The organism is Leifsonia sp. Y862 (genome assembly GCF_057669585.1).
The window spans coordinates 96,061-111,306 of record NZ_JBYHFR010000002.1 but is presented as its reverse complement, the minus strand read 5'-3'; the positions used below and the strand labels follow the sequence as shown (position 1 = coordinate 111,306).

Sequence of the window (15,246 nt, the reverse complement as noted above, 5' to 3'; positions counted from 1 at the left end):
TGCCTCCATTGGCTTCGGTCTGAGTCCACTGTGCGGGCGGCCTGGAGGTGTTGATCCGGATTGGTCTGCAGAAATACCCGGCTATTTCTGTTTGCCAGAACAACCGGGCCATGTGAGCATGAATCATGATCATCGACGATCGACCCGCATCTCCCACGACGGATGCCGCGAATGGGCCAGCAGAGACCGACGCGCTCACGCTGGGCCGCCGCATCCGTGAACTGCGCACAGTGCGGGGTATGACGCTGGAGGATCTGTCGAGCGCGGTCGAGCGCGCACCGTCGCAGGTGTCGATGATTGAGAACGGCAACCGCGAACCCCGGCTCGACATGCTGCGCTCCCTCGCCGCGGCACTCGGCACCACCGTTGACGACCTGGTGAAGGCCGAAGCGCCCTCTGAACGTGCAGCCCTGGAGATCGCGGTCGAACGGGCACAGCGCGGACCGGTGTTCGAGGCGCTGCGCCTGCCGAAACTCCGCGTGAATAAAGGACTCAGCGACGAGAACCTGCAGACCATCCTGGCGCTGCACGGCGAGATCGAGCGGCTGCACCGCGAACGCGCTGCGACGCCGGAGGAAGCCAGACGGGCGAATGCAGAGCTCCGCGCCACGATGCGCGCACGCGACAACTACTTCCCAGAGCTCGAGGCAGAGGCACTGAAGCTGCTGACAGCCGTCGGGCATTCCGGCGGGCCGGTCTCGCAGCAGGTGGTTGCCGACATGGCGACGCACCTCGGCTATTCACTGCACTACGTCGGGGATCTCCCACATTCCACGCGCTCTGTGACAGATAAGAGGTATGGCCGCATCTACCTGCCGATGGAACGGTCGGAGTCCCGCGACTCGCGCTCCCCGATCGTGCAGGCGTTCGCCAGTCATCTCTGCGGCCACGAAGAGCCGAGAAGTTATGCCGATTTTCTGCGACAGCGTATCGAGACCAACTATCTGACCGCCGCCATCCTGTTGCCGGAGAAAGATACGGTGAAACTGCTCACCGAGGCGAAGAACCTCCGCCGCATCTCCATGGAAGACCTGCGGGATGCCTTCTCCGTGTCGTATGAGACAGCGGCGCACCGCTTCACCAATCTCGCCACGGCCAGGCTCGGCATCCCGGTGCACTTCATGAAGGTGCACGAATCGGGCACCATCATCAAGGCGTACGAGAACGATTCGGTCCGATTCCCGAGCGACGCCCTGGGAGCCGTCGAGGGCACGACGGTGTGCCGCAGCTGGACAGCGCGAACCGTGTTCGACGTCGAAGACCGCTTCAGCCCCTGGTACCAGTACACCGACACTCCCTCTGGCACGTTCTGGTGCACCTCACGGGTGGAGAAGGCCAGGGAAGGTGAGTACTCGGTAAGTGTTGGCGTGCCATTCGCCCACGTGAAGTGGTTCCGCGGGCGGGAGACAATCCATCGCGCCGTGTCGACGTGCCCCGACGAGCGCTGCTGCAAGCGGGCGCCCGACGATCTCGCCGAGCGCTGGGCCGGCCAGTCGTGGCCGGCGGCACGCACCCCAACCAGCCTGCTCGCTGCCCTGCCAACCGGGACCTTCCCCGGCGTCGACCAAACCGAGGTGTACCAATTTCTTGAAGTTCACGCGCCGCGTTGATTCGATCTGATCCGATCCGACACAATGGCCTGAAGCCCAGACAGAGAGAGCGAGAGTCCCTACGTGGAACGCACAGTCTTCGAGAGGTCTCGTCCTCAGACCTCCGTCGTTGATCACGCCCTGGATGGCTCGAAGCTGGCAGCATTCTGGTTGGACGACATCGCTCCTGCCCAGCGCTATCCCACGCTGACGGCGGACCTCGAGTGTGACCTCGCCGTGGTCGGTGGCGGCTATTGCGGTCTCTGGACAGCGATCCTGGCCAAGCAGCGCAATCCATCATGGCGGGTGGTGCTGCTGGAGGCGAAGACCGTCGGCTGGGCGGCATCCGGTCGAAATGGCGGGTTCTGCGAAGCCAGCCTCACCCACGGTGAGGAGAACGGCCAGAGCCGGTGGCCGAAGGAGATCGACCGCCTGAACGAGATGGGTATGGAGAACCTCGACGCCATCGAGAAGGCCGTCACCGACCTCGATCTCGACTGCGACTTCGAACGAAACGGCGCCCTCTCCCTGGCCGTCGAGGAACACCAGGTCGAGTGGCTGAAAGAGATGGCCGCCGATGCAGCGAAGGCCGGTGATACCGGTGCAGGTAATACCGGTGCAGGTAATACCGGTGCAGGTAATACAGACGAGGAGTACCTCGACACCGCCGCGGTGCGCGCACAGGTCAACTCGCCCACCTACCTCGCCGCCGTCTGGAGCAAGCGCTCCTCCGCGCTCGTGCACCCTGCGAAGCTCGCCGCTGAACTCGCGCGCGCCGCCACCGAACTCGGTGTTGAGATCTTCGAGCACTCCCCCGTCAGCGCCCTCGACACGTCAGGACTGAGCCCAGCGCAGGGCACGGCGGTGCGAACGGGCAAGGCCCGCGTTCTGGCGAAGAAGACCGCGCTGGCGACCAACGTCTTCCCGTCACTGCTCAAGCGCAACCGCCTGTCGACGGTTCCCGTCTACGACTATGCGCTGATGACAGAGCCGCTGGATGCCGCCCAGCTCGCGGACATCGGCTGGGAGAACCGGCAGGGCCTCGGCGACCTGGCCAACCAGTTCCACTACTACCGGCTGAGCCGCGACAACCGCATCCTGTTCGGCGGCTATGACGCGATCTACCACTACGGTCGCCGGGTGCGCGCAGAGTACGAAGACCGCCCCACCACCTACAACACCCTCGGCCACCACTTCTTCACCACGTTCCCGCAGCTGGAAGGCCTGAAGTTCACCCACCGCTGGGCCGGCGCCATCGACACGTCGACCCGCTTCTGTGCGTTCTTCGGCACGGCACGCGGCGGACGCATCGCGTACGCGGCAGGCTTCACCGGCCTGGGTGTTGCCGCAACGCACTTCGCCGCAGAGGTGATGCTCGACAAGCTCGAGGGCAAAGACACCGAACGCACCCGCCTGGCCATGGTGCGAGAGACCCCGCTTCCGTTCCCGCCTGAGCCCCTCGCATCCATTGGAGTGCAGGTCACTCGGTGGTCGCTCGATCGCGCCGACCACAACAAGGGAAAGCGCAACGTCATTTTGAAGACCCTGGATGCCGTCGGCCTCGGTTTCGACTCCTGAAGAAACGAAGGACAATGCTTGACACCTCCCTGAAAATCGCCGCGACAGAGCTCGGCATCGAGCTCGAGCCTGTTGCCGTAGAGCAACGTCTCGCGGGACATCCGCACACCGGGTCGGCCACGCTGGGTGAATTCGGCGGCAGCGAGATCGGTGTCTGGGAGATGACCCCAGGAGCCATGAGCGACATCGAGGACGACGAGATCTTCATCGTGCTGTTCGGCACCGGTTCCGTCGAGTTCGAGGAGACCGGCGAAACCGTGCAGCTCGCTCCCTGCGACGTGATGCGCCTGCGCGCTGGCCAGCGCACGGTCTGGACGATCACGCAGACGCTCCGGAAGATCTACGTCGCGTAACTGCGGCAACACTGGCCTGTGCCTGGGCGCCGCGTCATAACACCGCCGTGTCATAACAGGGATCGAAGCGGAGTCCATCCGATCGGCAACGGACCGCGAATGTCGGCCCGTTCCCTGTCAGACGCAGCCGACCAGCCCTGGGCGTCGTCAGCAGCGGAGTGACGAACGGCCCCTCGAGCGACGCGGAAGCCGACATCCTCAAGGATCGCGTCTGGCGCACTTCCTCGGCGAACCGAGGCGCGGCAGCTCCAGGATTGATCAGCCCAGCCTCCGCCCCTGAGCGCGCGGTAGTCGCCGTACCGCGCGGTGTCGGCATAGTCCCAGCACCACTCCCAGACGTTGCCGAGCGTGTCGTAGAGCCCCCAGGCATTCGGTGATTTCCGGGCAACCACCTGAGGCCCATCGACACCATCGGCGGCCGTCCACGCCACCTCGCTCAGGGGTCCGTACGTTGGCGCGTCCGTGCCGGCCCTGCAGGCGAACTCCCACTCGGCTTCGGTGGGCAGGCGGTAGCCGTCCGAATCGATGTTCCACCGCACGCTGCGGCCGTCGATCGAGTACGCAGCGGGGATTCCGGCCGCGGCGGACGCGGCGTTGCACCACTCGATCGCGGCGAACCAGGTCACGGCGTGTGCGGGAACATTGGATGAGCCGGAGCGCACCGGTGTCGTGCTGATGGTGAATGGCCGGAGTTCAACGTCTCGCGAACCACCGGTGCGGGCGTCCCGCATCGTGATGAGCCCACCAGGAACCGGGGCGAAACTCACGGAATCGACGGTCATCAGTCGAGCGTACTGGCTTGTAGCGATTGGCCATCGAAGCTAACCTGAGCAAAACTCGCATGCGCCAGGCGTGAGCCAGCGGTGCGGGTGTTCCTGTTCCGTGACGCTTGGGAGGATCGCCCATGCCGCTGTATGACTTCCGCTGTCCAGACGGAACGTCGTTTGAAGCCGCGTTCCCGATGGCCACAGTGCCGGATGCCGCGGCGTGCCCAGAGTGCCATCAGCAGTCGCCCCGCCAGATGAGTTCGCCACGGCTGTCGATTGCCACGAGCGCCGAATTCAAGCTCATCGACTCCACGAAGCGAAGCGCCCACGAACCGGAGGTGGTCTCCGGCCGCACCGGATCCTCCAGGCAGGGCACCAGGTACACCAGCAACCCGTTGCATCGAAAGCTCCCGCGCCCATGATCGGGCGCAAGATCCCATCCAAGTACAACGTCGTTTAAGGAGAAAACACCATGCCAGAAGTGATCTTCCCGCTCGATTCGACCAAGAAGTTCGAGGATCAGGCGAAGCTCGGCCACAACAGGTGGCACCCCGAAATCCCACCCGTTGCCACGGTCAAGGCCGGGGACGTGTTCCGCGTCGATTGTCGGGAATGGTTCGACGGGGCCATCAAGAACGATGATTCGGCGCAGGACATCCTCGACGCACCGCTGCTGACCGTGCACAAGCTCTCTGGCCCCTTCGCTGTGGAAGGTGCCAGGCCAGGCGACCTGTTGATTGTCGACATCCTCGACGTTGGTCCGATTCCCCAGGAAGACACCGGCCCCCTCGCGGGGCAGGGGTGGGGCTACACCGGCATTTTCTCCCGCAACAATGGCGGCGGCTTCCTCACCGAACAGTTCCCCGATGCGTACAAGGCAATTTGGGACTTCACCGGGCAGGTCGCAACCTCCCGGCACATTCCGGAGGTGTCATTCGAAGGCCTCATCCACCCCGGCCTGATGGGCACGGCGCCCTCTGCAGCGCTCCTCGCGACCTGGAACAAGCGCGAAGGCGATCTCATCGCCACCGACCCACACCGTGTGCCGCCACTTGCCCTGCCACCAGAGGCTGAGCATGCCGTGTTGGGCGGACTGCCCCGCGAGCATTGGGCCCGCGTTGGCGGTGAAGCCGCTCGTACCGCACCGCCGCGTGAGAACGGCGGAAACCAGGACATCAAGAACCTGTCGAAGGGCTCCCGGATCTTCTATCCGGTGTTCGTCGACGGCGCGAACCTGTCGCTCGGCGACCTGCACTTCTCCCAGGGCGACGGGGAGATCACCTTCTGCGGCGCGATCGAAATGGGTGGCTTCATCGACCTGCGGGTGGACATCATCCGCGGTGGCATGGACACCTATGGGGTTTCGGAGAATGCCATCTTCCTGCCGGGCAGGGTCGACCCGCAGTTCAGCGAATGGATTGCGTTCTCTGGCACCTCTGTCACCCTGGGCGGTGAGCAGCGCTACCTGGATTCGCACCTGTCATATCAGCGTGCCTGTCTCCATGCGATCGACTACCTCACGAAGTTCGGATACTCCCCAGAGCAGGCCTATCTGCTGTTGGGCGCAGCGCCGATCGAGGGCCGACTTTCCGGCGTGGTTGACATCCCGAACTCCTGCTCGACGGTCTACCTGCCAACGGCAATCTTCGACTTCGACGTCCGGCCGTCGGCCAGCGGTCCACACCAGGTGAAGTCCGGAATGGCTGCGCCTCGGGCGTCGAACAAGTAAGCCGCGGCGCTCGCGCCTAACCAGCGAATCAGGCTAGAGCCGGTGCGTCCTGATGCGCCGGCTCTTCCTGCTGTTCCGGCGCGTCCTCATCCACCAGCTCTGGCGCCTTCCGAATGAAGAACGCACCAACGATCGCGAACAGCGAGATGATCGCTCCGACGAGGAATGCCATCCGCACCCCGCCTGCCGCCGCGACGTCCGGCGCAGCGCCCGCTACGAGCAGCGACGCGCTCTGCGACGCCATGATCGTGATGAAGACGGCCGTCCCAGCGGCACCGGCCACCTGCTGAACCGTGCCGAGGATCGCGCTGCCGTGCGAGTAGAGCTTCGGCTGCACGGCTCCAAGGGCCGACGTGAAGAGCGGCGTGAACACGAGGGCAAGGCCGAGGCTCAGCACGATGTGCGCGCCGAGCACGTAGAACTGCGACGTGCTCTCGCTCACGATCGTGAGAGCCCAGAGCGCCGCGCTCACGATGATCGAGCCAGGGATCAGCAGCGGGGCTGGTCCAACCCTGTCGTAGATCCGCCCGACGAACGGGGCAAGCACACCCATCAGCAGGCCACCGGGCAAGAGGAGCAGACCCGTATTGATCGCTTCGAGGTGCAGCACCTGCTGCAGGTAGATCGGCAACAGGATGATCGTGCCGAACAACGCCACCATGCTCACCGCCATCATCGCGATCGACACCGCGAAGGTCGGTGACCGGAATGTCCGAAGGTCGAGCAGCGCATTGTCGGTGCGTTGCAGGATGAGCTGACGGATCACGAAGGCCGCGAGTGCCACAACGCCAACCCCAATGGATGCCCACACCTGCGTGACCGCCATGGCATCCGCTGCAGGCTGGCTCAGTTCGCCGACGCGGCTCAGTCCGTAGATCAGCCCACCAAAACCGAACGCAGACAGGATTACAGAGATCACGTCGATCGGCACCTTCTGCGGCACCGTGACGTTCTCCACCCGACGGATGCCGATGATCAGCATCACGATGGCGATGGGCAGCACGAGCCAGAACATCCAGCGCCAGGTCAGGGTGTCGAGGATGATGCCGGAGATCGTCGGTCCGATTGCGGGAGCCACGGAAATGACGATGGAGACATTGCCCATGGTCTTGCCGCGCGATGCCACAGGCACAAGCGTCATGATGGTCGTCATGAGCAGCGGCAACATGATTGCCGTGCCGGATGCCTGCACGACGCGGGCAAGCAGCAACACGCCGAACCCTGGCGCCAGCGCGGCCAGCAGCGTACCCACTGAGAACAGCGACATCGCGGCGATGAAGATCGGGCGGGTGTTGAACCGTTCGAGCAGGAACCCGGTGATGGGGATGACCACCGCCATGGTGAGCATGAATGCCGTCGAGAGCCATTGCGCCGTCGCGGCTTCGATGTCGAGATCGAGCATCAGGTCGCGAAGCGCCACGCTCATGATGGTCTCGTTGAGAATCACCACGAAAGATGCCGAGAGCAGCAGCCAGATCACCCGGCGGTTTCGCCGTGTGTGATCCAGCTGAACGGTGGCGCTGGCCTGGGTCGATTCACGCTGGGTCGATTCACGCTGTGTCGATTCACTCACTGGCGATTCCATTCGTCGTCGGCGCGGCACGCTTTGCCACGTATCAGGGACGAAGAGAAGTAACCGAGAGCCAGCTCGGAGTATTCCGAGAAAATCCTGTTCTCTGACTGGTCGTTACGCGAACGCGTTCAGTCCGGTCAGGGCGCGGCCAATGACCAACTGGTGGATTTCATCCGTTCCCTCATAGGTGCGCACCGACTCAAGGTTGGCCAGGTGGCGCATCACGGGGAACTCACTCGTGATGCCGTCGCCGCCGAGGATCGTCCTGGCCTGCCTGGCGATCTCGATCGCTTCGCGCACGCTGTTGAGCTTTCCAACGCTGATCTGTGCCGGGGTGAGCGCACCCCGCTCCTTGAGCCGTCCGAGGTGCAGTGCCAGCAGGGTGCCCTTCTCGTACTCGACGAGCATGTCGGCCAGCTTCGCCTGCGTGAGCTGCATCGCTCCGATCGGCTTGCCGAACACACTGCGCGTGCGTGAGCGTCCGATCGCGGCCTCAAGACACGTCCTGGCTGCGCCCATCGCTCCCCACACAATGCCGAACCTGGCTTCGTTCAGACAGCTGAACGGCGCCGACAAGCCGCGCGCCGCAGGAAGCTCTGCCCCTGCAGGCACCCGCACTGCCTCAAGGGTGACATCACACTGGATGGAGGCCCGCATCGAGAGCTTGGTGTCGATCGGCGTCGCGGTGAAGCCCGCCGCAGTGGTCGGCACAAGGAACCCGCGGATGCCGTCCTCGGTCGCAGCCCACACCACCGCGACATCCGCGATGCTGGCCAGGCCAATCCAGCGCTTTGAGCCGTCGATGATCCAGTCGCCGCCCTCCCTGCGCGCAACGGTCTGCATGGCCGCCGGATCGCTGCCGCCCGTTGGTTCGGTGAGTGCGAAACAGCCCACGATCTGGCCGGCCGCCATGCCGGGCAGCCAGCGTTCCTTCTGCTCCTCTGAGCCGAATTTGGCGATGGCCGTCATCGCGAGGGATCCCTGCACAGACACGAAAGTGCGCCATCCGCTGTCTGCCGCTTCCAGCTCCTGGCAAACCAGCCCGTAGCTCACCGCGCTCGCCCCTGCTGCGCCGTAGCCGGTGAGGTGCATGCCAAGGAATCCGGCCGCCCCGAACTCGGCGACGAGCTCCCGGCGAAAGTGCTTGTCGTCGTAGTCCTGCTCGATGGTCGGCAGGATGCGCTCCGTCGCGAAGGTACGTGCCTTCTGCTGCCACGCGCGTTCCTCGTCGCTGAGCAGGGCGTCGAGGTCGAAGACCTCATCGACGTACAGCTCTGTGCCGGTGCCGGCACGGGTGAACTCGGTTGTGGTGGTGCCTGTTTCCGTCACTGCACGTCTGCTTTCAGGTGGGGGTGGTGGGCTGGGTGTGGTTGGGAAGCGCTGGACTGAGTGGGCTCGTGCCAGTCGGCGCCCGCGTGCTCACCGAGCGTTGGGGGCACCGATCGATACGCGGCAGGGGCACCAGACAGGTGGATCGGGTTGGCCACCTGCCGGCTGACCTGGCCACTGGCGTCCTGCAGCTCGACGACGGCGGCCAGTCCGAGGTCGGCGGCGAATGCGAATCCTTCGTCGATGGTGTTCACGACACCGGCTGGCACCCCGGCATCGGTCAGGGCTGCGACCCACGACGCGGCGGTGGCGGCAGCCAGGCATCCGTTCAGGGTGTCGCGCAGCTCTTCCCTGTGTGCGACCCTGCGCTCGTTGGTCAGGTAACGCGGGTCGTCGGCGAGCGCCGGCGCGCCGATGAGCCGAGCCAGGGTGCGGAACTGCCGGTCGTTTCCGACGGCGATGATGAGCTCACGATCCGCGGCTATAAACGATTCGTACGGCGCGATGCTCGGGTGAGCGTTACCGTGCCTGGCCGGTGAGACGCCGGTGGCGAGGGTGCTCGATGCCTGATTGGTGAGCGCGGCGAGCAGGGTGGTGAGCAGGTCGACCTCAAGGTGCTGGCCGGTGCCCGTCTGGTCACGGGCACGCAGTGCGAGCAGGATCCCGCTGAACGCGTTCTGCCCCGTGAGCACGTCGACGAGTGCAACACCCACCTTGCTCGGCTCACCGTCGACCGGTCCGGTGATGCTCATGAGCCCGCCGACACCCTGGACGAGCAGGTCGTAGCCGGCCAGGTGCGCTCCTGTCCCGCTGCCGAATCCGGTGATCGAGCAGTACACGACGCCGGGGTTCTCGGCGCGGAGCGTGTCGAAATCGAGGCCGAAGCGTTCCATCACCCCCGGTCGGAAGTTCTCGACCACCACGTCGGCGCTGGCAGCCAGGCGTCGCGCCTCTGCCAGCCCTGCGGCTGTCGCCAGGTCGCACACGACAGAGCGCTTGTTGCGGTTGAGCCCCGCGAAGTACGTCGACCCGCCATGGGCATCGACGGGCGGCAGCCAACCCCTGGTCTCGTCGCCAGACGGGCTTTCGATCTTGATGACGTCGGCACCGAAATCGGCCAGCATCATGGTGGCGTACGGGCCGGCAAGCACTCGGGAGAAATCGGCGACGCGAATGCCGGCAAGCGGGCCCGCTGCTGCATCGTTGCCCTGTTCACCCCGCACTGGCTCGCCTCCTCGCGTCCAGTGCGATCCTATACCGGATGTTTTCCCCGATAGATTGGCACCATGGCGGCTGAGCGACTCCCCGGTGCACGCGAAGCCGTCTTCGCGCAGTTGAACGAGGCCGGCCGCTCAGAGCAGGTGGCACAACGGCTCTCCGACGCGATCATCCTGGGCGTCCTGGCCTCCGGAGAGCGCCTGCCGACAGAACAAGATCTTGCGAAGCGCTTCGGTGTCGCCCTCATCACCGTGCGCGAGGGCCTCGGAATCCTGCGCGACTCCGAACTCATCGAGACCAGGCGCGGCCGCGAGGGCGGCAGCTTCATCACGAAGAACCCCGCCCCGCACGGTGCGCTGCTCGCGGCGCGACTCCGCACGCTGGCCAGGGTCGACATCAGCGATATGGCCGTGTACTTTGCCACGATCGCGGCCGGGTCAGCGGAACGCGCAGCCACGCGGGCATCCATCGACGATGCGGCGCGCCTGGCCGCCTGGCTCGCCGCTGCGGACTTCAGCACGGCGGCTGCCGCCCGCACCAATGCGGGAGGATTCCACCTGGAACTCGCGGTACTCAGCCAGTCCCCCCGCCTGGTGCGCGAGCAGATCAGCCTGCAGGCAGATTTCGGGCCCCTGCTGCTCATGTCGATGATGGATGCGTCAGCCAGGGAGCGTCTCGCCGCCGAGAACGCCGCCATCGTCGCCGCCGTGGCTGTCCAGGACGCCGGGGAAGCGCGCTCACTCGTCACCGTCCAGATCCAGCACCTTGCCGAGTGGTTACTCGCCGCCAAGTCAACGATCGAACGAGGAGGCCACCTCGATGACAGTGCCTGACCAGCAGATGACAGTCTCTGACGAGCACACGACGCCGACGATGGTGGCCGCCGATGTCGGCGAGCTCTTCGGGCGGATCTTCTCCCAGCTCGATGAGTGGCGGGATCGCATCAGCACCAGCACCAGCACCAGCACCAGCACCAGCGACGTGACCGGTGCGCCCGGCGACCTCGATGCGCTCGTCGAGACGCTGGTCGTTCCCGACCTCGCAGGATCGGATCCACTGTTCATCGGTGCTGGTTTCATCGGTGCTGGTTTTATCGGTGCCGGTGTCGCACCCACCCCCGATGTGCACTTCTCCTGGTGGCTGGGACCGCAGGGTGGCAATCCGGTCATTGCCCGTACCCTCGAACCGACGAGACTCGACCTGGCTACCCGCATCCACACCGAGTACCTGCGCGATTTCCGCTCGCTCGAGTGGTACAGCATCCCGGAGTCAACCCGGCGCACCCACGTCACAGGACCGTACGTCGATCACCTCTGCACCTTCGAGTACAACCTGACCATCACCGTGCCGGTTCCCACGCAGGGCGACGACCGCATGGTCGGCGTCGTTGGAGTGGATGTCACCGTGCGAACCCTTGAGGACCGCCTCCTCCGGCGCTTTCTCGACTGCAGTGCTCCCCTGGCGTTGCTCAGCCACAGCGGACGGGTCATCCTGTCGACAGACCCCGCTGTCGCACCAGGGTCGCTGCTTGACTCGGCTGTCGGCGATCGTGTCGCCTGCCAGGGGACCCCGTTCACGCTGGCGACACTGCAGCCGAAACTGTACGGCTCGTCCATTCCTACCGGAAGCTAAGGCCCCTAAGCTGGTGGCTCAATCTGCGTCGCATGAAGGAGCCCCCATGAGTGACTATGCCGTCATCAACCCCGCGACCGGGGAAACGGTCAAGACTTATCCCCTGATCACCGATGAGCAGCTCGACGCTGCGATCGCGTCCGCGGCGGCAGCTCATCGCGATTGGTCACGGGCCAGCACCGTCGAGGAACGTGCCGCACTCATCCGCCGGGTCGGCGAGTTGCACACAGAGCGTCGCGACGAACTGGCCGCGATCATCGTTCGCGAGATGGGCAAGCCCATCGAACAGGCTCTCGGCGAGGTCGACTTCAGCGCCGACATCTATTCCTACTACGCAGAGCACGCCGTCGACCTGATGAAGGATGAGGCGATCACACTGCGCGACGGTGATGGGTCAGCGCTCATCCGCCGCAGCTCACTCGGCGTGCTGCTCGGCATCATGCCGTGGAACTTCCCGTACTACCAGGTGGCCCGATTCGCCGGCCCCAACCTCATCGTCGGCAACACCATCCTGCTCAAGCACGCCTCACAGTGCCCGGAATCCGCCGCGGCCATAGAGCAGATCTTCCACGACGCCGGCTTCCCCGTCGGCGCGTACGTCAACATCTACGCGAGCAACGACCAGGTCGCCAGGGTCATCGCCGATCCCCGCGTGCATGGCGTCTCCCTCACCGGCTCTGAGCGTGCAGGGGCCGCCGTCGCAGAGGTGGCCGGCCGCAACCTGAAGAAGGTCGTTCTCGAACTCGGCGGCTCAGACCCGTTCATCCTGCTCAGCACCGACGACCTCGACGCCACCGTCGAAGCGGCCGTCGCTGCTCGCCTCGACAACAACGGCCAGTCCTGCAACGCGGCCAAGCGGTTCATCGTGGCCGACAGCCTCTACAACGAGTTCCTGGAGAAGTTCACGGCAGCGCTCGGAGCGGTGACCCCTGCCGACCCCACCTCGCCGGACACCGTGCTCGGCCCACTGTCTTCAGAGCTGGCCGCTGAGCGCCTGCAGGACCAGGTCGATCGTGCTGTCGCCCAGGGCGCAACGGTCGCCGTCGGTGGCGAGCGCAACGGCACCTTCTTCCCGTCGACAGTGCTCACGAACCTCACCCCTGACAATGACGCGTACCACGAGGAGTTCTTCGGCCCAGTGGCCTCCGTGTTCCGTGCCACGTCGGAGGACGACGCGATTCGCCTGGCCAACGACACCCCGTTCGGGCTCGGCTCCTACGTCTTCACAACGGATGCAGACCAGGCAGAACGCGTCGCCAACCGCATCGAGGCCGGCATGGTTTTCATCAACCTCGTCGGCGCTGATGGTGCAGAACTTCCGTTCGGTGGTGTCAAGCGTTCGGGTTCCGGCCGCGAGCTCGGCCGTTTCGGCGCAGACGAATTCGTCAACAAGAAGATGATCCGCATCGGCTAAGGACCAAACGCCGGACACCGGACGAAAAACCAATCATCCGGTTCTATAGCTTTACCGACACACCTTTCGCTATGTTTGGCTCACCACTGAAGGCTCCTGGCCGTACTGGCCGGGAGCCTTCTCGGATTCTTCTCCGAAAGGTCAGCCATGTCAGTAGATATGCCAGCGCAGAACGGGCTCGAAGACAGCGAACACCTCAAGGTGCTCGGCTACGACAACTCCTTCCACCGATCTATGTCCCTCTGGGGCAACTTCGCTCTCGGATTCACCTATCTCTCCCCGCTCGTCGGCGTGTACTCGCTCTTCGCCCTTGCCATGGCGACGGGTGGTCCGCCCTCCATTTTCTGGTTGTTCATCGTGGGTGGCGGACAGCTGCTCGTCGCACTCGTCTTCGGCGAGGTCGTCTCCCAGTACCCGATCGCCGGCGGCATCTACCCCTGGACACGGCGACTCTGGGGCAAGCGGTACGCCTGGATGGCCGCGTGGGTCTACATCTGGGCGATGCTCGTGACCATCACGGCCGTGGCGGAGTTCGGCAGCGGCTTCCTCGCCAGCCTGATCGATGCCCCGCTCACGAAAGAGGTCACACTCGTCCTGTCGATCGTGTTCCTGGTCGTCGCGTTCGCCTTCAATTTCTCCGGCACGAAGATGCTCGCCAGGGTCGCCAGGATCGGCCTCGCCGCCGAACTGGTCGGTGTCATCGCCGTCGGCCTGTACCTGCTCATCTTCCAGCGCCAGCAGGAGTTCAGCATCTTCTTCGACTCGATGGGCGTCGAGGGCGATGGCAGCTACGGTGCTGCATTCCTCGGTGCTGCCCTCGCAGGGCTGTTCCTGTTCTACGGGTTCGAGGCCTGCGGTGACGTCGCCGAAGAGGTGGCAGACCCGGCCAGGCGCATTCCGAAGGCCATGATCATGACTATCCTCGTCGGCGGCGTCTCCGCTCTGTTCGCCTTCGCCGGCTACGTCATGGCAGCCCCCGATCTCCAGGCCGTGGTCGACGGAACGGATGCCGACCCGATCCCACTCATCCTCGAATCGACGCTCGGTACTGTCGGCGCGAAGATCTTCCTCGTGATCGCCATCACCGCGTTCCTCTCCTGCGTGCTCAGCCTGCAGGCCGCGGCCAGCCGACTGCTGTTCTCGTTCGCACGCGACGGGATGATTCCAGGGCACCGCTGGCTCTCGCACGTCTCGCCGCGCACCGCGGTGCCGATCAACGCGCTGATCGTCGCCTGCTCGATCCCGCTGCTACTCTGCCTGCTGATCTACATCGGCTCCGACGCCCTGCTCACCCAGATCACGGCGTTCGCGGTCATCGGCATCTACGTCGCATTCCAGGCCGTCGTCCTCGCCGCCCTCCGGCAGCGGATCAAGGGGTGGAAGCCCGCCGGCCCGTTCAGCCTCGGCACCGCCGGGTACATCGTGAACGTTGTCGCCCTGCTCTACGGCATCTTCGCGATCATCCTGCTCGCACGCCCAGGAACATCCGGTGTCTTCCTCGACGACTGGATCGTGCTGATTGGTCTCGGCATTGTCATGATCAGCGGCCTGGCCTACTTGCTGCTCGCCAAGCCAGACCAGCAATCGAATGCGCCAGAGGGCGATGCCATCGAGGTCGCAGAGCGGCTGCGCTCGCACGCCACGAACACCAGAGTCTGACCCACGTCGCCATGGAGATTCTGCAGGTTGCCCAGCACGCCGACGATCTCGATCGGGCGGCGGAGTTCTACACCGACCTGCTCGGCAGTCCCCCTGCGGCTCGATTCGAGCCGCAGGGGCTGCTGTTCTTCAATGTCGGCATCTCCCGGCTGCTGCTGGAGAAGGCCGCGCCATCCGCTCTGATCTACCTGCAGGTCACTGACGTGCGTGACACCGTCGAGCGGCTCCGCGCGCGGGGCGTCACCATCGTCGACGAACCGCACGTGATCTTCAGCCACACCGACGACGCGCTCGGGCCGGCAGGAACAGACGAGTGGATGGCGTTCATCACCGACAGCGAGGGCAACACCGTTGGCCTGGTGAGCCACGAACCACGGCACGACCCGTAGCCAGCGACCCCTGAGC

General features: G+C 64.9%; 14 protein-coding genes. 10 read left to right on the top strand and 4 right to left on the bottom strand.

Annotated features, from left to right (window positions below; genetic code table 11):
- The first annotated feature begins 125 nt into the window (after positions 1-125).
- The 3 genes from AC25Z0_RS10700 (at position 126) to AC25Z0_RS10690 (ending at position 3,520) form a co-directional block, all read left to right on the top strand.
- Positions 126-1,610: a helix-turn-helix domain-containing protein gene (locus AC25Z0_RS10700; protein WP_488133212.1), complete on the top strand. Its 1,485-nt coding sequence runs from the start codon at positions 126-128 to the stop codon at positions 1,608-1,610.
- Between the two features lie 63 nt (positions 1,611-1,673).
- A complete protein-coding gene (locus AC25Z0_RS10695) occupies positions 1,674-3,167 on the top strand; it encodes an NAD(P)/FAD-dependent oxidoreductase (RefSeq protein ID WP_488133211.1) in 1,494 nt (497 codons plus the stop codon).
- 14 nt (positions 3,168-3,181) lie between these two features.
- On the top strand, positions 3,182-3,520 hold the full coding sequence (locus AC25Z0_RS10690) for a cupin domain-containing protein (protein WP_488133210.1): 339 nt from the start codon (positions 3,182-3,184) through the stop codon (positions 3,518-3,520).
- Between the two features lie 50 nt (positions 3,521-3,570).
- Here AC25Z0_RS10690 and AC25Z0_RS10685 read toward each other — a convergent pair whose 3' ends face one another.
- The gene (locus AC25Z0_RS10685; RefSeq protein ID WP_488133209.1) at positions 3,571-4,302 is read right to left on the bottom strand and encodes a formylglycine-generating enzyme family protein; all 732 of its coding nucleotides are present in this window, start codon (positions 4,300-4,302) and stop codon (positions 3,571-3,573) included.
- Between the two features lie 122 nt (positions 4,303-4,424).
- On the opposite strand from AC25Z0_RS10685, the gene AC25Z0_RS10680 reads away from it, so the two are divergent.
- Both AC25Z0_RS10680 and fmdA read left to right on the top strand, forming a co-directional pair.
- Positions 4,425-4,709: a zinc ribbon domain-containing protein gene (locus tag AC25Z0_RS10680; protein WP_488133208.1), complete on the top strand. Its 285-nt coding sequence runs from the start codon at positions 4,425-4,427 to the stop codon at positions 4,707-4,709.
- Positions 4,710-4,759: 50 nt separating this feature from the next.
- Positions 4,760-6,016 (top strand): formamidase, encoded by a 1,257-nt coding sequence (gene fmdA, locus AC25Z0_RS10675; protein WP_488133207.1) that lies wholly within the window; start codon positions 4,760-4,762, stop codon positions 6,014-6,016.
- Between the two features lie 28 nt (positions 6,017-6,044).
- Here fmdA and AC25Z0_RS10670 read toward each other — a convergent pair whose 3' ends face one another.
- The 3 genes from AC25Z0_RS10670 to AC25Z0_RS10660 form a co-directional block, all read right to left on the bottom strand.
- A complete protein-coding gene (locus AC25Z0_RS10670) occupies positions 6,045-7,601 on the bottom strand; it encodes an MDR family MFS transporter (protein WP_488133206.1) in 1,557 nt (518 codons plus the stop codon).
- Positions 7,602-7,703: 102 nt separating this feature from the next.
- Positions 7,704-8,861, bottom strand: a complete 1,158-nt coding sequence (locus AC25Z0_RS10665; RefSeq protein WP_488133626.1) for an acyl-CoA dehydrogenase family protein — start codon at positions 8,859-8,861, stop codon at positions 7,704-7,706.
- Between the two features lie 53 nt (positions 8,862-8,914).
- Complete coding sequence (locus AC25Z0_RS10660; RefSeq protein ID WP_488133205.1) at positions 8,915-10,141, bottom strand: CaiB/BaiF CoA transferase family protein; 1,227 nt, start codon at positions 10,139-10,141, stop codon at positions 8,915-8,917.
- A 63-nt stretch (positions 10,142-10,204) separates the two neighbouring features.
- Here AC25Z0_RS10660 and AC25Z0_RS10655 point away from each other — a divergent pair, with 63 nt between their 5' ends.
- The 5 genes from AC25Z0_RS10655 (at position 10,205) to AC25Z0_RS10635 (ending at position 15,230) form a co-directional block, all read left to right on the top strand.
- Positions 10,205-10,969 carry a FadR/GntR family transcriptional regulator gene (locus tag AC25Z0_RS10655; RefSeq protein ID WP_488133204.1) on the top strand — a complete coding sequence of 255 codons (765 nt, stop codon included), beginning with the start codon at positions 10,205-10,207 and terminating at the stop codon, positions 10,967-10,969.
- On the top strand, positions 10,956-11,768 hold the full coding sequence (locus tag AC25Z0_RS10650) for a PDC sensor domain-containing protein (RefSeq protein WP_488133203.1): 813 nt from the start codon (positions 10,956-10,958) through the stop codon (positions 11,766-11,768). The genes AC25Z0_RS10655 and AC25Z0_RS10650 overlap by 14 nt, the downstream gene beginning before the upstream one ends.
- A gap of 46 nt (positions 11,769-11,814) precedes the next feature.
- Positions 11,815-13,182 (top strand): NAD-dependent succinate-semialdehyde dehydrogenase, encoded by a 1,368-nt coding sequence (locus AC25Z0_RS10645; protein WP_488133202.1) that lies wholly within the window; start codon positions 11,815-11,817, stop codon positions 13,180-13,182.
- A gap of 147 nt (positions 13,183-13,329) precedes the next feature.
- On the top strand, positions 13,330-14,841 hold the full coding sequence (locus tag AC25Z0_RS10640) for an APC family permease (RefSeq protein WP_488133201.1): 1,512 nt from the start codon (positions 13,330-13,332) through the stop codon (positions 14,839-14,841).
- An 11-nt stretch (positions 14,842-14,852) separates the two neighbouring features.
- On the top strand, positions 14,853-15,230 hold the full coding sequence (locus AC25Z0_RS10635) for a VOC family protein (protein ID WP_488133200.1): 378 nt from the start codon (positions 14,853-14,855) through the stop codon (positions 15,228-15,230).
- Positions 15,231-15,246: the final 16 nt, after the last annotated feature.